We start from the raw sequence: 16,311 nt of genomic DNA, 5'->3' as shown, positions 1-16,311 counted from the left end.
AAACGCCCGGTTACATTCCGAACCCGGAAGCTAAGCTCTACAGCGCCGATGGTACTGCAGGGGGGACCCTGTGGGAGAGTAGGACGCCGCCGAACGATTATTCAGCTCCGGCTCCCAGGCTTACAGCCCGGGAGCCGGAGCTTTTTCGCGTTGAGGTAAGGTCGGGGAGCATCGTTGGCTCGTTTCCCACAGGAGGCTCCCGGGTGGAGGTCCAGGAGACCCGTGTTCAGACCGACCGGGTCCTCACCATCCCCAACATCCTCAGCATGGCACGTCTCGTCGGCGTCCCCCTGTTCCTCTGGCTGATCCTCAGGCCAGAGTTCGGAGGGCCGAAAAGTGATGGCTGGGCGCTGTTGGTACTGGCCCTGAGCGGAATCAGCGACTACCTGGACGGCAAGCTCGCCCGGCGGTGGAACCAGATCAGCAGCCTCGGCCGACTGCTCGACCCGGCGGCCGACCGGCTCTACATCTTGTCCACCCTGATCGGCCTCACCTGGCGCGAGATTCTGCCTCTCTGGCTGACGGCCGTACTCCTCGCCAGGGAGCTGGTGCTGCTCGTGATGGTGGGCATCCTCCGCCGGCACGGCTACCCGCCGCCGCAGGTGAACTTCCTGGGGAAGGCCGCGACGTTCAACTTGATGTACGCCTTCCCCTTGCTCCTGCTCAGTGACGGAACTGGATGGATCTCGTCACTCGCTGCTATTTTCGGATGGGCGTTCGCCGGATGGGGTACAACGCTGTATTGGTGGGCAGGAGTCCTCTATATGGTCCAAGTCCGCCGCCTGGTTCGTGCGGACGCCCCGGCCGATTGAACTCACTGATTGGCGCGGCCACAGCCGCGCGATGGCCCCTGACCGAAAAGTGCGGGACAATCATGGTGGGTGAAGTCGGCTAGACCGTCGTCTGTTAGAGGAGGACGCTTCCGACATGAAGGCCGTCGTGATGGCCGGAGGCGAAGGCACCCGCCTTCGTCCCATGACCTCGAGTATGCCCAAGCCGCTCCTGCCCGTGGCGAACCGCCCGATCATGGAGCACGTGCTGCGGCTGCTCAAAAGGCATGGGCTCAATGAAACCGTCGTAACAGTCCAGTTCCTGGCCTCCATGGTCAAGAACTACTTCGGTGACGGCGAAGAGCTCGGAATGGAGCTCACCTATGCCAACGAGGAGAAGCCACTCGGTACCGCCGGAAGCGTCAAGAACGCCGAAGAGGCGTTGAAGGACGATGCCTTCCTCGTCATCTCCGGTGATGCCCTGACCGACTTCGACCTCACCGAGCTGATCAATTTCCACAAGGAGAAGGGCGCCCTGGTCACCGTGTGTCTGACACGGGTGCCCAACCCCCTGGAATTCGGCATCACCATCGTCGACGAGGAGGGCAAGGTCGAGCGCTTCCTGGAGAAGCCGACCTGGGGCCAGGTCTTCTCGGACACCGTGAACACCGGCATCTACGTCATGGAGCCCGAGGTCTTCGACTACGTCGAGCCCGATGTGCCCGTCGACTGGTCCGGCGACGTCTTCCCTCAGCTGATGAAGGAAGGCAAGCCGGTCTACGGCTATGTGGCCGAGGGCTACTGGGAGGACGTCGGCACCCACGAGAGCTACGTCAAGGCCCAGGCCGACGTCCTCGAGGGCAAGGTCGACGTCGACATCGACGGCTTCGAGATCTCTCCCGGAGTGTGGGTCGCCGAGGGCGCCGAGGTCCACCCCGACGCCGTGCTGCGCGGACCGCTGTACATCGGGGACTACGCCAAGGTGGAAGCCGGCGCAGAGATCCGTGAGGACACCGTCGTCGGCTCCAACGTAGTCGTCAAGAGCGGCGCCTTCCTGCACAAGGCCGTCGTCCACGACAACGTGTACGTCGGGCCGCACAGCAACCTGCGGGGCTGCGTCGTCGGCAAGAACACCGACATCATGCGCGCCGCGCGGATCGAGGACGGCGCCGTCATCGGCGACGAGTGCCTGATCGGCGAAGAATCGATCGTGCAGGGCAATGTGCGGGTCTACCCGTTCAAGACGATCGAGGCCGGCGCCTTCGTCAACACCTCGGTCATCTGGGAGTCGAGAGGCCAGGCACACCTCTTCGGTGCCCGCGGCGTCTCCGGCATCCTCAACGTGGAGATCACCCCGGAGCTCGCCGTGCGTATCGCCGGCGCCTACGCCACGACCCTCAAGAAGGGCTCCACGGTGACCACGGCCCGCGACCACTCCCGCGGCGCGCGGGCGCTGAAGCGGGCGGTCATCTCGGCGCTCCAGGCCAGCGCCATCGACGTACGCGACCTGGAGAACGTACCGCTGCCCGTGGCGCGGCAGCAGACCGCCCGGGGCAGCGCCGGCGGCATCATGATCCGTACCACGCCCGGTGTGCCGGACTCCGTGGACATCATGTTCTTCGACGGGCAGGGCGCCGACCTGTCGCAGGGCAGTCAGCGCAAGCTGGACCGGGTCTTCGCGCGGCAGGAGTACCGGCGTGCCTTCCCCGGCGAGATCGGCGACCTGCACTTCCCGGCCAGTGTGTTCGACTCGTACACCGGTTCGCTGCTGCGGAACGTCGACACGACCGGGATCGCCGAGTCGGGGCTCAAGGTCGTGGTGGACGCGTCCAACGGCAGTGCGGGTCTCGTGCTGCCCAGCCTGCTCGGCAAGCTCGGTGTCGACTCGCTGACCATCAATCCCGGTCTCGACGAGTCCAGGCCGACGGAGACCGCCGACATGCGGCGGTCCGGACTGGTCCGCCTCGGTGAGATCGTGGCCTCCTCGGGCGCCGCGTTCGGCGTGCGGTTCGACCCGGTCGGCGAGCGGATCTCGCTCGTCGACGAGAAGGGCCGCATCATCGAGGACGACCGGGCGCTGCTGGTCATGCTGGACCTGGTGGCCGCCGAGCGGCGCAGCGGCCGGGTGGCGTTGCCCGTGACCACGACCAGGATCGCCGAGCAGGTCGCGGCCTACCACGGGACCCAGGTCGAGTGGACGACCACCTCTCCGGACGACCTGACGCGGGTCGGCGGCGAGGAGGGGACCATCTTCGGCGGCGACGGCAAGGGCGGATTCATCGTCCCCGAGTTCAGCAGCGTCTACGACGGCACGGCGGCCTTCGTACGCCTGATCGGGCTGGTGGCCCGGACCCAGCTCACGCTCAGCCAGATCGACGCGCGCATCCCGCGTGCGCACGTCCTCAAGCGGGACCTGGCGACCCCGTGGGCCGTCAAGGGGCTCGTGATGCGGCGGGTCGTCGAGGCGGCGGGAGACCGCTTCGTGGACACCACCGACGGCGTGCGCGTGGTGGAGTCGGACGGGCGCTGGGTGATGGTGCTGCCCGACCCCGCCGAGGCCGTCACCCACCTGTGGGCCGAGGGTCCCGACGACGCCTCCGCGCAGGCCCTGCTCGACGAGTGGTCCGCGGTCGTGGACAGCGCGGGCCGGTAAAAAACCCTGCACGCGTGCGTGCCGGACAAGTGTCCCCAAGGGGGCCTGTCCGGCACGCCGGTGGGGCCGTTCACGGGCAGCGGCCCCGACGTGCGACGATGTGCGGCATGCCGCAGCAACCCCCCGTTCGGAGCAGTCCCACGCGGCCCGCGCGCCCGGACGCGTCCATGTCGTTGCTCACCAATGTCATGGACCACAGCCTCGACGACGGATACGCCGAGGCCGCCGCGCGACGGCAGGCCGACGGCACCGGCGGCATGCCCAAGACGCTCCGGGCCAGGCTCGGCCTGGCCGCCGGGCTGGTGCTCGCCGCTCTCGTCGTGACCGTGGGAGCGGCGCAGGCGCGGGTCGCGGCGCCCGTCGTCGCCAAGGAGCGCGAAGAGCTCATCGACCGGATCGACCGGGAGACCGAGGCGGCGGACAAGCTGGAGGACAGCGTCGACGAACTGCGCGACGACGTGAGCGCGCGGCAGCGGCAGGCGCTGGAGCAGAGCGGTGGGGGCGGCGAGCCGCATCTGGTGGGGGTTCTCGCGGGCGCGGTGGAGGTGCACGGTCCCGGGGTGAAGCTCGTCGTGAACGACGCCGAGGACGCCGGTACCGGCGGTGACGGCGAGGCCCGTGGGACGTCCGGGTTCTCCGATACCGGCCGGGTGCGCGACCGGGACATGCAGCGGGTGGTCAACGGGCTGTGGGCGTCGGGCGCCGAGGCGATCGCCGTCAACGGACAGCGGCTGACCGCCCTGTCCGCGATCAGGGCCGCGGGGGACGCGATACTGGTCGACAACAAGCCGCTGGTGCCGCCGTACACGGTGCTGGCGGTGGGGGACGGCAAGCGGCTGAGCACGCGGTTCCAGGACAGTCTCGACGGGCTGTATCTCCATGCCCTCCAGGAGAACTACGGGATCCGGACCGCGATCTCGGTGGAGGACGGACTCCGGATCCCCGCCGCACCGAGTGTGATCGTGCGTACGGCACAGCCGCACCTGGAGAAAACCGAAGAAACAGAGCAATCCGAGAAGGGCACATCGTGATCGCCGTACTGGGCCTCGTCCTGGGAGTCGTGGCGGGCCTGCTGGTCCGGCCCGAGGTTCCGGCGGCCGTCGAGCCTTATCTGCCGATCGCCGTCGTGGCGGCGCTCGACGCCGTGTTCGGCGGACTGCGGGCCATGCTCGACGGCATCTTCGACGACAAGGTCTTCGTGGTGTCGTTCCTGTCGAACGTGGTCGTGGCCGCGCTGATCGTGTTCCTGGGCGACAAGCTGGGCGTGGGGGCGCAGTTGTCCACCGGTGTCGTGGTGGTCCTCGGCATCCGCATCTTCTCCAACGCCGCGGCGATCCGCCGGCACGTGTTCCGGGCGTGAGGGCGATGAGCGAACACCAGGAGCGCGAGGGCGCCGGGAAACCCGGGCCCGGGCTGCGCAGGGAACTGCCCGAGGAGGTGCCCGCGGCGGTTCCTTCGCCCAGGGAGGGCCGCGAGGAGGAGCAGCCCCGGCTGACCGGCCGGCAGCGGCTGGTCAAGGGGCTGTGGCCGCCGCGCCTCACGCGGGCTCAACTCATCGTCGCCCTGCTGCTGTTCGGGCTTGGTTTCGGGCTGGCGGTCCAGGTGGCGTCCAACAGCGACGGCGACAGCGCTCTGCGGGGCGCGCGTCAGGAGGATCTCGTTCGCATCCTCGATGAACTGGACGACCGTACGCAGCGTCTTGAGGACGAGAAGCAAGGGCTCGAGAAGCAGCGGGACGAGCTGGAGAACAGTTCCGACCAGGCCGAGGAGGCCCGCAGGCAGACGATCGAGAAGGAACGGCAACTCGGCATTCTGGCGGGCACGGTGGCCGCGCAGGGCCCCGGCATCACGATGACCATCGAGGACACGAAGGGAACGGTCGAGGCGGACATGCTGCTCGACGCGATCCAGGAGCTGCGGGCCGCGGGGGCGGAGGCGATCCAGGTGAACGGCGTACGGGTCGTCGCCGGAACGTACCTGACGGATTCGGGAAACGGCGTGAGCGTCGACGGGAACAAGATCAACGCGCCGTATCGTTTCAAGGTCATCGGCAAGCCGCAGGATCTGGAGCCGGCCCTCAACATCCCAGGAGGTGTGGTGCAGACTCTGGAGAAGGAACAGGCCACCGTTACCGTTGAGCGGTCGAGCAAGATCGTCGTGGACGCCTTGCGAGCGGCGAAGCGGCCTGACTACGCTCGGTCGTCCTCCCAGTGAACCGGGGGTGCATGGGGGTCATCCGGCAAGGGCATGAGGTTGCGGGGGGTCGGCGCACCGAATGGGTGGTGCGTGGTGGAAACTGTCTGGTGGAGACGGACGTTGTGAGGATGTCCGGTTCGGCCAGTACGTTCAGTCAGGGTTCGTCCTGCCCCACGGGCGGGTCTGTTTCGGTCAAGGGGAATCGCCCGTGAAGTTGTTTGCGAAGTTGTTCGGCAAGAGTGCGCGAGAGGGCCGCGACAGCAACGCGACCGCGCGTCATCGCGCACAGCCCGGTGCGGAGGGCCAGCGTCCGCTGTTCCGGGACCAGGTGGCTGGTCCGGGCGGTGACATTTCCGGTGGTCAGGGCGCGCCGTCTGTTGACCCTGCGCAGTCCGGCGGCATAGGTTTCGGGCAACCGTCAACCTCAGGTACGGGTGCAGGGTTTGCCCCCGGTCCGTACGCGTCCAACGCCCCGGGGCAGCCGCGGCAGGAGGATCCTTCCATGTCGGCCCTGGTGTGTACGAGGTGCGGTAACCGCAACGCGGAGAGCAGCCGCTTCTGCTCGCACTGCGGCGCGCCGCTGCGGCCGGGGGTGGCGGCGGAGCGTTCGTCGGAGACGACGTCCACGATCTCGATCTCCGGTCTGGAGGCCTACGACGCCGAGGCCACGGGGCAGACGCAGATGCCGGCGCTGTCTCCCGAGGCCCAGGCGGCCGTCGACGCGCTGCCGCTGGGCTCCGCGCTCCTCGTGGTGCGCCGCGGGCCGAACTCGGGCAGCCGCTTCCTCCTGGACGGTGAGCTGACCACGGCCGGGCGTCACCCGCAGAGCGACATCTTCCTGGACGACGTGACGGTCTCCCGCCGCCACGTGGAGTTCCGCCGCGGTCAGGACGGCACGTTCACGGTGGCCGATGTGGGCAGCCTGAACGGCACGTACGTGAACCGGGAGCGGATCGACCAGGTCGCTCTGTCGAACGGGGACGAGGTCCAGATCGGCAAGTACCGGCTGGTCTTCTACACGAGCCAGCGGGGCTATTGACCCCCCGGAGTCCGTCCGGGGATCCCCAGGGAAGGTCCATGCTTCAAACACCGAGCGGCGGTGCCGGTCACGGCACCGCCGCCACGGACGGCGAGCTGATGAGCATCGGCACGGTGCTGAACCTGCTGCGTGACGAGTTTCCCGACATCACGATCTCCAAGATCCGTTTCCTGGAGTCGGAGGGGCTCGTCGAACCGCAGCGGACCCCCGCGGGCTACCGCAAGTTCAGCGCGAGCGACGTCGAGCGTCTCGGCCATGTCCTGAGGATGCAGCGGGACCACTATCTGCCGCTCAAGGTGATCCGGGAGCACCTGGACGCCATGGAGCGCGGTGAGGCCCTGCCCCTGCCCAAACTGGGCCGGCAGCGTGAGGGGGAGGCGCCGCCGGAGCGGCCCGAGGGGCCCGCGACGGCCCGGATCGGACGGGCCGAGCTGCTCGCCGCGGCGGGGATCGAGGAACAGGAGCTCGCGGAGTGGGAGTCGTACGGGCTCCTCGCTCCGCTGCCCGACGGCGCGTATGACGCCGAGGCGGCCACGGTGGCCTCCCTCGTCGTCGAATTGGGGAGGTTCGGGATCGAGCCACGGCATCTGCGGGTGATGAAGGCGGCCGCGGACCGGGAGGCCGGGCTGGTGGACCAGGTGGTGGCGCCGCTCAGACGGCACCGGAACCCGCAGACCAGGGCCCATGCCGAGGCGCGCACCAAGGAGCTCGCGGGGCTCACGGTGCGCTTGCACGCCGCGCTCGTGCAGACCGCGCTCGGGGTGCGCCTCCCCTGAAGGGGGTGTATGGGCGGGCCCGGATCGGCCACGCGTTCCCTGCCCGACTACCCAAACGTCCCGGGCACGGCCTAGGGTTGCTGTGTGAACGAGCTCGATGTCGTAGGTGTCCGGGTCGAAATGCCCTCCAACCAACCGATCGTGCTGCTGCGTGAAGTGGGAGGCGACCGCTACCTCCCGATCTGGATCGGACCGGGAGAGGCGACGGCGATCGCCTTCGCCCAGCAGGGCATGGCTCCGGCGCGGCCGCTGACCCATGACCTGTTCAAGGACGTGCTGGAAGCCGTCGGCCAGGAGCTCACCGAGGTACGCATCACGGACCTGCGTGAGGGGGTCTTCTACGCGGAGCTGGTCTTCGCCAGCGGAGTCGAGGTGAGTGCCCGGCCGTCCGATGCCATAGCACTGGCACTGCGCACCGGAACGCCGATCTACGGCAGTGACACGGTGCTGGACGACGCAGGCATCGCGATCCCGGATGAGCAGGAGGACGAGGTGGAGAAGTTCCGCGAGTTCCTCGACCAGATCTCGCCGGAGGACTTCGGCTCCAGCAGCCAGTGAGGCACGCGGCGGTCCACGGCCGCCCGGTGGGCGGGTGGCGGGCCCGCGCGCGGGCGACGGCCGGCGGCCGGGCGTGTGACGGCGGGAAGCCGGGCAGATGCCGGCGGCCGGTGCGGGCGTCGCGCGGCCCCTCGGGGCACATTCGGCTAGCCTTTCCCCGTGGTGGGGCACGGGAAACCACTCGTAGGGTGATTATCACTCGGCGTGCCGAGTGTGGCGATCGTTGACGCACCCTTGGTGACTGCCTACCGTCGGGAAGGCAGGTCAAGGACGGAGGTCGGCGTGAGAATCAGCGGCGACGGTACGGCTGGGGGTGCCCCCGGACGCACTCTCGGGGCGAGCGGTCCGTACCCGCTTCAGAGTGCGGCCGATCGCGCTCCGCAGCGACCGGCGGCCGTGCCGAGCAGCGGAGGGGCGACGTCCATGGCGTCCGAGCAGATCGGCTATCGCGGCCCCACGGCCTGTGCGGCCGCCGGGATCACCTATCGCCAGCTGGACTACTGGGCCCGCACCGGGCTCGTCGAGCCGAGCGTGCGGCCCGCCCACGGGTCCGGGACACAGCGTCTGTACAGCTTCCGCGACGTCGTCGTGCTGAAGATCGTCAAGCGGTTCCTCGACACCGGGGTGTCGCTCCAGAACATCCGCACGGCCGTGCAGCACCTCAGGGAGCGCGGTTTTCGCGATCTGGAGCGCATGACGCTGATGAGCGACGGTGCCACCGTCTACGAGTGCACCTCGCCCGATGAGGTCCACGCGCTGCTCCAGGGCGGCCAGGGCATCTTCGGCATCGCCGTGGGGGTGGTGTGGCGGGACGTGGAGAGCGCGCTGTCGCAGCTGCACGGGGAGCGGGTCGACACCGGTGAGACGCTGATCGGTCACAATCCCGCGGACGAGCTGGCGCGGCGGCGCAACCGCGCCGTCTGAGCGAGGCGCGGGCGGGCCGCAACCGCGCCGTCTGAGCGAGGCGCGGCGGACCCGGACGGGGCCGCTGGGAGCGCTACCACTTTCCCGGCGGGCGCAGGGGGCCGTTGTCAGTGGCGTAGGGCAGCATCGGAGATGTGAGAAGCGCGCCCACCATCCTGCATCTCGACATGGATGCCTTCTACGCGTCCGTGGAGCAGGCGTCCAAACCGAGCCTGCGCGGGAAGGCCGTCGTCGTGGGCGGGCTCGGGCCCAGGGGCGTGGTCGCCACCGCGTCGTACGAGGCGCGGGTCTTCGGGGTCCGTTCGGCGATGCCCATGGCGCAGGCGCGGCGGCTCGCGCCCCATGCCGCGTACCTCGTCCCGCGCTTCGCGCTCTACCGCTCGGTCAGCGAGCAGGTGATGGGGCTGCTGCGGGCGTTGTCGCCGCTCGTGGAGCCGCTGAGCCTGGACGAGGCGTTCGTGGACCTGGAGGCCGGGGGCACGGCGCGGGACGCGGAGTCGGCGCGCCGGGTGGGGGCCGGACTGCGCGCGGACATCCGGGCCGTCACCGGACTCACCGGCTCGGTCGGGCTCGCCGCCTCGAAGATGCTCGCCAAGATCGCCTCCGAGCAGGCCAAACCCGACGGGCTGGTGCTGATCGAGCCGGGCACCGAGCGGGCCCTGCTGGGGCCGCTGTCGGTGCGGACGCTGCCCGGGGTGGGCCCGGCGACCGGTGACCACCTGCGGCGGGCCGGGATCACCACGGTCGAGGAGCTCGCCGAGGCGGGCGAGGACGAACTCGTCCGGCTCCTCGGCAAGGCCCACGGGCACGCCCTGTACGCGATGGCGCTGGCGCGGGACGACCGGCCGGTGGTGGCCGAGCGGGAGGCCAAGTCGGTGTCGGTGGAGGACACCTACGACGTGGACATCCACGACCGGGTGCGGGTGGGCCTGGAGGTGCAGCGGCTGGCCGACCGGTGTGTGCGGCGGTTGCGCGCGGCCGGGCTGTCGGGGCGGACCATCGTGCTGAAGGTGCGGCGGTACGACTTCTCCACGCTGACCCGCTCCGAGACACTGCGCGGGCCCACCGACGATTTGGCGGTGGTGCGGGAGGCGGCGGCGCGGCTGCTGGACTCGGTGGACACCACGGGCGGCGTCCGGCTGCTCGGGGTGGGTGTCAGCGGCCTCGCCGACTACACGCAGGAGGACCTGTTCGCGCAGGCGGCAGGGGAGCGGGCGGAGCCGCCGGCCGAGGAGCCCGAGCGGGAGGAGCCGGCCGAGGAGCGGCAGGGGCCCGCCGAGCGCCGCTGGCCCGCCGGGCACGACGTGCGGCACGCGGCGTACGGGCACGGATGGGTGCAGGGCAGCGGGCTCGGGCGGGTCACCGTGCGGTTCGAGACGCCCGGTTCCGGGCCCGGGCGGGTGCGGACCTTCCGGGTCGACGACCCGGACCTGGAGCCGGCGGATCCGCTGCCGCTGGTGCCGCTGCCGCCGTCGGCACCGCGAAGACCCCGGGCCGCCGACCGGGGTGCCGCGGGCTGAGACGGGCCGGCCGTCAGGTCTCAGGTCTCCTCCGAGCCGGCCAGCCTGCCGGTGCCGTGGCCGGGGAGCGCGGGCGGTGCGGCGACGTCGAGACCGTAGTGGTGGTAGAGCTGGAGTTCCTGGTCCGGTGAGAGGTGGCGGCCGACACCGAAGTCGGGGGCCTCCCTGATCAGGGCCCGGTCGAAGGGCACGCGGAGGGTGCCGTCGACCAGTTCGCTCGGCTCCAGGGGCACGAAGGCGTCCCTGCTGAACAGGCCGGTGCGTACGGCCGCCCATTCGGGCAGCCCGGTGGCGTCGTCGAGGTAGACCTCGTCGATGGTGCCGATCTTGTTGCCGTCCCGGTCGAACGCCTTGCGGCCGATCAGGTTGCGCGGATCGATGTCGGTACGCACGGGCCCTCCACTGGGTCGCAAACATCCGGCGAGTCATCCGTAAGCACCACGAAAGAGCACAATCGTGAAGGCGGCCACTCGAACGTCCGGGCGTTGACCTCGCTGGTAGGCTGACGAACGGCTGCTGACCCCGTGCGGGAGAGTCCTCCAGGCTTCATCGGAGGCGCCGAAGGAGCAAATCCTCCCCGGAATCTCTCAGGCCCCTGTACCGCACGGACGAGGTCACTCTGGAAAGCAGGGCGGGCGCCGACGGTGTCCGCTCTCACCGACGGTGAAAGCCGGGAGCCCTCGGGTGGCCCGGTGAAGCTCTCAGGTTGAGATGACAGAGGGGGAGGCCGTCCGGGTACCCGCGCCGTGGTGCCCCTCGCAGGTCGCGTCAGACCAGGAGGCCTCCGCAATGACCGCCCCTCGCATTCCGCTCTCCGCGCTGGAACAGGGAACGCCCTTCGAGCAGCGCCACATCGGCCCCGACCACGAGGCCCGCGCCAAGATGCTCGCGCAGGTCGGCTACGGCTCGCTCGACGAGCTGACGGCCGCCGCGGTGCCGGATGTGATCAAGAACGCCGACGCGCTGGACCTGCCGGGAGCGCGCACCGAGGCCGAGGTGCTGGCCGAGCTGCGGTCCCTCGCCGACCGCAACCAGGTCCTGGACTCGATGATCGGTCTGGGCTACTACGGCACGTTCACGCCGCCGGTCATCCTGCGCAACGTCATGGAGAACCCGGCCTGGTACACCGCCTACACGCCGTACCAGCCGGAGATCTCCCAGGGCCGGCTGGAGGCCCTGCTGAACTTCCAGACCATGGTCGCCGACCTGACCGGCCTGCCCACCTCCGGCGCCTCGCTGCTGGACGAGGGCACCGCCGCCGCCGAGGCCATGGCGCTGTCCCGGCGCATGGGCAAGAACAAGAAGGGCCTGTTCCTGGTCGACGCGGACGCGCTGCCGCAGACCATCGCCGTGATCCAGACCCGCGCGGAGCCGACCGGCGTCGAGGTCGTCGTCGCCGACCTCAGCGACGGCATCCCGGCCGAGGTCGCCGAGCGGGAGATCAACGGCGTCCTGATCCAGTACCCCGGCGCCTCCGGTGCCGTACGCGACATCAAGCCGGTCATCGACCAGGCGCACGACCTGGGTGCGCTGGTCACCGTCGCCGCCGACCTGCTCGCGCTGACCCTGCTGAAGTCCCCCGGGGAGCTGGGCGCGGACATCGCGGTCGGCACGACCCAGCGCTTCGGTGTGCCGATGGGCTTCGGCGGCCCGCACGCCGGCTACATGGCCGTCCAGGAGAAGATGGCGCGCAGCCTGCCCGGGCGGCTGGTGGGCGTCTCCCTGGACGCGGACGGCAACAAGGCGTACCGGCTCGCCTTGCAGACGCGTGAGCAGCACATCCGCCGGGAGAAGGCGACCAGCAACATCTGCACCGCGCAGGTGCTGCTGGCCGTCATGGCCGGCATGTACGCCGTCTACCACGGACCCGACGGCCTGAAGGGCATCGCGCGGCGCACGCACCGCTACGCCGCGATCCTCGCCGCCGGGCTTGAGGCCGGCGGCGTCGAGGTCGTCCACGGCGGCTACTTCGACACGGTCACCGCGCGGGTGCCGGGCCGGGCCGCCGAGGTCGTGGCCGCGGCCCGCGAGAACGGCGTCAACCTGCGGCTCGTCGACGCCGACCATGTGTCGGCCGCCTGCGACGAGACCACCACGCGCGGTCGGCTGGGCGTCGTCTGGTCGGCGTTCGGGGTCGACGCCGACATCGACGCGCTGGACGCGGTGACCGGGGACGCGCTGCCCGAGGCGCTGCTGCGCACCGACGACTACCTGACCCACCCGGTCTTCCGCCGGCACCGCTCCGAGACCGCGATGCTGCGCTACCTGCGCAAGCTGGCCGACCGCGACTACGCGCTGGACCGCGGCATGATCCCGCTCGGCTCCTGCACCATGAAGCTCAACGCCACCACCGAGATGGAGCCGGTGACCTGGCCGGAGTTCGGGCAGCTGCACCCCTTCGCCCCCGCCGAGCAGGCGCAGGGCTACCTCACGCTCATCCGCGAGCTGGAGGAGCGTCTGGCCGAGGTCACCGGCTACGACAAGGTCTCGCTCCAGCCGAACGCCGGCTCCCAGGGAGAGCTGGCCGGCCTGCTGGCCGTGCGCGGCTACCACCGCGCCAACGGCGACGAGCAGCGGACCGTGTGCCTCATCCCCTCCTCCGCGCACGGCACCAACGCCGCCAGCGCCGTCATGGCCGGCATGAAGGTCGTCGTCGTCAAGACCGCCGAGGACGGCGAGATCGACGTCGAGGACCTGCGGGCCAAGATCGAGCAGTACCGTGACGAGCTCGCGGTACTGATGATCACCTACCCGTCGACGCACGGCGTGTTCGAGGAGCACGTCGCCGACATCTGCGCGCGGGTGCACGAGGCGGGCGGCCAGGTGTACGTCGACGGCGCCAACCTCAACGCGCTGGTGGGCCTCGCCAAGCCGGGCCACTTCGGCGGCGACGTCTCGCACCTGAACCTGCACAAGACCTTCTGCATCCCGCACGGCGGCGGCGGCCCCGGCGTCGGCCCGGTCGCCGTACGGTCGCACCTGGCGCCGTACCTGCCCAACCACCCGTTGCAGCCCGCGGCCGGCCCGGCGACCGGCGTGGGCCCGATCTCGGCCGCCCCGTGGGGTTCGGCGGGCATCCTGCCGATCTCGTGGGCGTATGTGCGGCTCATGGGCGGGGAGGGCCTCAAGCGGGCCACACAGGTGGCCGTGCTGTCCGCCAACTACATCGCCAAGCGGCTGGAGCCGCACTACCCGGTGCTCTACACCGGCCCGGGCGGGCTGGTGGCACACGAGTGCATCATCGACCTGCGGCCGCTGACCAAGGCGACCGGCGTGAGCGTCGACGACGTCGCCAAGCGGCTGATCGACTACGGCTTCCACGCGCCGACGATGTCGTTCCCCGTGGCCGGCACGTTGATGATCGAGCCGACCGAGTCGGAGGACCTGACCGAGCTGGACCGCTTCTGCGAGGCGATGATCGCCATCCGCGCGGAGATCGAGAGGGTCGGTTCCGGCGAGTGGCCCGCGGACGACAACCCGCTGCGGGGCGCCCCGCACACGGCCGCCGCGCTCGGCGGGGCGTGGGAGCACGCCTACAGCCGCGAGGAGGCCGTCTTCCCGGGCGGTGTGGCCGCCGCCGACAAGTACTGGCCGCCGGTGCGCCGGATCGACCAGGCCTTCGGCGACCGGAACCTCGTCTGCTCCTGCCCGCCGCTGGACGCGTACGAGGACTGACGGCTACCGGCCGGCGCCGCTCCGCGCCGGTCCTCGCCGGGGGCTCCGCCCGGCCGCGGTGTGCGGCCGGGCAAAGCCCCCGGGCGTCTTCCGCGCGAAGGCGGTGGGTCAGGCCGGGTACGCGTGCGTCTGGGCCGCCTTGACCGTCGCCCAGACCGGGGCGCCCGGGTGGAGGCCGAGCTCGGCCGCGGCGACCGTGGTCAGGTCGGCGGCCAGGGACAGGTCGCCGGTCAGGTCGGCGCGGATCTGGTCGCCGTGGGTCTCCAGGCCGGCGACCTCGCAGCGCCACAGGTTTCGGGCGCTCGCGCCGGTGGGGCGTTCCCGGTGCAGGGTGACCGCACTGGGCGGGAAGGCGACGAAGACCGGGCCGGTGAGGTCTTCCGTGGTGGTCACGGCGGGGCCCGCGTCGAGCCGGACGGTGTGGCCCTCGGCGTGGCCGCGGTAGAGGTTCAGGCCGACGAGCCGGGCGATGTAGTCCGTGCGGGGATGACGGGCGATGCCGGAGGGGGTGCCCTGCTGGACGACCCGGCCGTGCTCGACGACGACCAGCCGGTCGGCCAGCACCATGGCGTCCAGCGGGTCGTGTGTGACCAGCACGGCGACGGCCTCGAACCGCGCCAGGTGGCGGCGGAGCTGGGCGCGCACCTCCAGCCGGGTGCGGGCGTCCAGCGCGGCGAGCGGCTCGTCCAGGAGCAGCAGCCGGGGCCGGGTGGCAAGGGCCCGGGCGAGGGCCACCCGCTGGGCCTGGCCGCCGGACAGGCGGCGCGGTTTGACGGCGGCGTGCTCGGCCAGGCCCATGCGGTCCAGCCACTCGGCGGCCCGGGCGCGGGCCTCCGCCTTGCCGGCGCCCCGGCAGCGCGGCCCGAAGGCGACGTTGTCCAGGGCGGTCAGGTGGGGGAAGAGCAGGTAGTCCTGGAACACCACGCCGATGGGGCGGGACTCGGGCGGCGTGCGGTCCAGGAGGGCGCCGTCCAGACGCAGATGGCCGTCCGTGAGGGGGACGAGGCCGGCGAGCGCCCGCAGGGCGGTGGTCTTGCCGGCGCCGTTGGGGCCCAGCAGGGCGACGACGTCCCCCGGGGCCGCGGTCAGTGCGACGTCGAGGCGGAAGGCGCCGCGGTCCACCACGAGGCGGGCGTCGAGGCCCTCGCCGCGTGCGGGAGCGGGGGCGGGGGCGGTGTCGCCGGGAGGGGTCATGCGGGAGCGTCCGCTCGCGCCGTCGGGGTGATCGTCGCCGGCGCCGTGGCCGTCGTGGTGGGAGCCGTCGCGGTCATCGTTGCGGGGGTCGTGGTGGTCATCTTCCTCGCCGTCTCGCGTCGCCGTCTTCTTCACCGGCATCTTCGTCTTCCGTCTCGCCTCGGAGGGGTCGTCGTGCGGCGGGGCGCCGCCGGTTCAGGACGCCGTCATCCAGCGGTCCCGCAGTCCGGCCAGTACCGTGATGGAGACGGCCAGCAGGACCAGGCTCAGGGCGATCGCCGCCGCCGGGTCGTTCTGGAGGGCCAGGTAGACCGCGAGCGGCATGGTCTGGGTCCGGCCGGGGAAGTTGCCGGCGAAGGTGATCGTCGCCCCGAACTCGCCCAGCGCCCTGGCCCAGGCCAGGACCGAGCCCGCCGCGATGCCCGGGGCGATCAGCGGCAGGGTGACCCGGCGGAACGCGGTGAAACGGGAGGCGCCCAGCGTCGTGGCGGCCTCCTCGTAGCGCGGGTCGGCGGCCCGCAGCGTGCCTTCGACGCTGATGACGAGGAACGGCATCGCCACGAACGTCTCCGCGAGCACGACGCCCGTGGTGGTGAACGGCAGCGTGATCCCGAACCAGGAGTCCAGCCACTGGCCGATGACACCGTTGCGGCCGAAGGCGAGCAGCAGCGCCACGCCGCCCACCACCGGGGGCAGCACCAGCGGCAGCGTCACGAGGGCGCGGACCACGCCCCGGCCGGGGAAGTCGGTACGGGCCAGCAGCCAGGCCAGGGGAACGCCGATGACCAGGCTCAGCGCGGTCGCCGCGGTGGCGCAGACCAGGGACAGTCGCAGCGCCTGCCACACCTCCGCGCTGGTCAGCTGCTCCGGGAGACTGCGCCAGGGAGCTCGTACGAGCAGGGCGATCAGAGGCAGCAGGAGGAACGCCAGCCCGGCCGTCGCGGGGATCAGCAGGGGCAGGGGCACCCGCCGGCCGCCGGCCCGTGGCCGGTGCGGGCCCGGTCCC

Annotated in this window: 14 protein-coding genes, 1 rRNA gene and 1 riboswitch; of the genes, 12 read left to right on the top strand and 3 right to left on the bottom strand. The window is 71.0% G+C overall.

Features of this window, described 5'->3' with window-relative positions:
• From rrf to AB0L74_RS25255, 11 genes are all read left to right on the top strand, one after another.
• Positions 1-95, top strand: a 5S ribosomal RNA gene (rrf, locus tag AB0L74_RS25305); the annotation flags it as partial.
• A gap of 108 nt (positions 96-203) precedes the next feature.
• The gene (locus AB0L74_RS25300; RefSeq protein ID WP_365656628.1) at positions 204-812 is read left to right on the top strand and encodes a CDP-alcohol phosphatidyltransferase family protein; all 609 of its coding nucleotides are present in this window, start codon (positions 204-206) and stop codon (positions 810-812) included.
• Positions 813-927: 115 nt separating this feature from the next.
• The gene (locus AB0L74_RS25295) at positions 928-3,423 is read left to right on the top strand and encodes a mannose-1-phosphate guanyltransferase (RefSeq protein WP_365656626.1); all 2,496 of its coding nucleotides are present in this window, start codon (positions 928-930) and stop codon (positions 3,421-3,423) included.
• A 167-nt stretch (positions 3,424-3,590) separates the two neighbouring features.
• Complete coding sequence (locus tag AB0L74_RS25290) at positions 3,591-4,454, top strand: DUF881 domain-containing protein (RefSeq protein ID WP_365656623.1); 864 nt, start codon at positions 3,591-3,593, stop codon at positions 4,452-4,454.
• Positions 4,451-4,783: a small basic family protein gene (locus AB0L74_RS25285; RefSeq protein WP_029384100.1), complete on the top strand. Its 333-nt coding sequence runs from the start codon at positions 4,451-4,453 to the stop codon at positions 4,781-4,783. Before AB0L74_RS25290 ends, AB0L74_RS25285 begins: the two co-directional genes overlap by 4 nt.
• A 5-nt stretch (positions 4,784-4,788) precedes the next feature.
• Positions 4,789-5,637, top strand: a complete 849-nt coding sequence (locus tag AB0L74_RS25280; RefSeq protein WP_365656619.1) for a DUF881 domain-containing protein — start codon at positions 4,789-4,791, stop codon at positions 5,635-5,637.
• Between the two features lie 61 nt (positions 5,638-5,698).
• Positions 5,699-6,658, top strand: coding sequence for an FHA domain-containing protein (locus AB0L74_RS25275; RefSeq protein ID WP_365656616.1), 960 nt, complete (start codon positions 5,699-5,701; stop codon positions 6,656-6,658).
• Positions 6,659-6,696: 38 nt separating this feature from the next.
• Entirely contained in the window at positions 6,697-7,434 is a 738-nt protein-coding gene (locus AB0L74_RS25270) for a MerR family transcriptional regulator (protein WP_365656613.1), read from the top strand.
• A gap of 84 nt (positions 7,435-7,518) precedes the next feature.
• A complete protein-coding gene (locus tag AB0L74_RS25265; protein WP_003988851.1) occupies positions 7,519-7,992 on the top strand; it encodes a bifunctional nuclease family protein in 474 nt (157 codons plus the stop codon).
• A 282-nt stretch (positions 7,993-8,274) separates the two neighbouring features.
• Positions 8,275-8,916: a MerR family transcriptional regulator gene (locus AB0L74_RS25260; RefSeq protein WP_365656609.1), complete on the top strand. Its 642-nt coding sequence runs from the start codon at positions 8,275-8,277 to the stop codon at positions 8,914-8,916.
• Between the two features lie 134 nt (positions 8,917-9,050).
• Entirely contained in the window at positions 9,051-10,436 is a 1,386-nt protein-coding gene (locus tag AB0L74_RS25255) for a DNA polymerase IV (protein ID WP_365656606.1), read from the top strand.
• A gap of 20 nt (positions 10,437-10,456) precedes the next feature.
• Here AB0L74_RS25255 and AB0L74_RS25250 read toward each other — a convergent pair whose 3' ends face one another.
• A complete protein-coding gene (locus tag AB0L74_RS25250) occupies positions 10,457-10,828 on the bottom strand; it encodes a PRC-barrel domain-containing protein (protein WP_365656603.1) in 372 nt (123 codons plus the stop codon).
• 125 nt (positions 10,829-10,953) lie between these two features.
• Positions 10,954-11,049, top strand: a riboswitch (glycine riboswitch).
• Between the two features lie 176 nt (positions 11,050-11,225).
• On the opposite strand from AB0L74_RS25250, the gene gcvP reads away from it, so the two are divergent.
• Positions 11,226-14,111 (top strand): aminomethyl-transferring glycine dehydrogenase, encoded by a 2,886-nt coding sequence (gene gcvP, locus AB0L74_RS25245; RefSeq protein ID WP_365656600.1) that lies wholly within the window; start codon positions 11,226-11,228, stop codon positions 14,109-14,111.
• Positions 14,112-14,219: 108 nt separating this feature from the next.
• Here the strand turns inward: gcvP and AB0L74_RS25240 are convergent, their stop codons facing one another.
• Positions 14,220-15,305: an ABC transporter ATP-binding protein gene (locus AB0L74_RS25240; RefSeq protein WP_365656640.1), complete on the bottom strand. Its 1,086-nt coding sequence runs from the start codon at positions 15,303-15,305 to the stop codon at positions 14,220-14,222.
• A 195-nt stretch (positions 15,306-15,500) separates the two neighbouring features.
• Positions 15,501-16,271 (bottom strand): ABC transporter permease, encoded by a 771-nt coding sequence (locus AB0L74_RS25235; protein ID WP_365656637.1) that lies wholly within the window; start codon positions 16,269-16,271, stop codon positions 15,501-15,503.
• Between the last annotated feature and the right edge of the window lie 40 nt (positions 16,272-16,311).

It is taken from the genome of Streptomyces sp. NPDC052020 (assembly GCF_040680575.1).
Classification (GTDB): domain Bacteria; phylum Actinomycetota; class Actinomycetes; order Streptomycetales; family Streptomycetaceae; genus Streptomyces.
Note: the sequence above shows the minus strand (reverse complement) of the source record. Positions and strands in the feature narration are given on the sequence as shown.

Bases quoted from the DNA above. Each gene is read 5' to 3' on its own strand.
- AB0L74_RS25295 (WP_365656626.1), top strand. From the start codon at position 928: ATGAAGGCCGTCGTGATGGCCGGAGGCGAAGGCACCCGCCTTCGTCCC.
- AB0L74_RS25290 (WP_365656623.1), top strand. From the start codon at position 3,591: ATGTCGTTGCTCACCAATGTCATGGACCACAGCCTCGACGACGGATAC.
- AB0L74_RS25280 (WP_365656619.1), top strand. From the start codon at position 4,789: ATGAGCGAACACCAGGAGCGCGAGGGCGCCGGGAAACCCGGGCCCGGG.
- AB0L74_RS25275 (WP_365656616.1), top strand. From the start codon at position 5,699: ATGGGTGGTGCGTGGTGGAAACTGTCTGGTGGAGACGGACGTTGTGAG.
- AB0L74_RS25270 (WP_365656613.1), top strand. From the start codon at position 6,697: ATGCTTCAAACACCGAGCGGCGGTGCCGGTCACGGCACCGCCGCCACG.
- gcvP (WP_365656600.1), top strand. From the start codon at position 11,226: ATGACCGCCCCTCGCATTCCGCTCTCCGCGCTGGAACAGGGAACGCCC.
- AB0L74_RS25240 (WP_365656640.1), bottom strand. From the start codon at position 15,305: ATGACCCCTCCCGGCGACACCGCCCCCGCCCCCGCTCCCGCACGCGGC.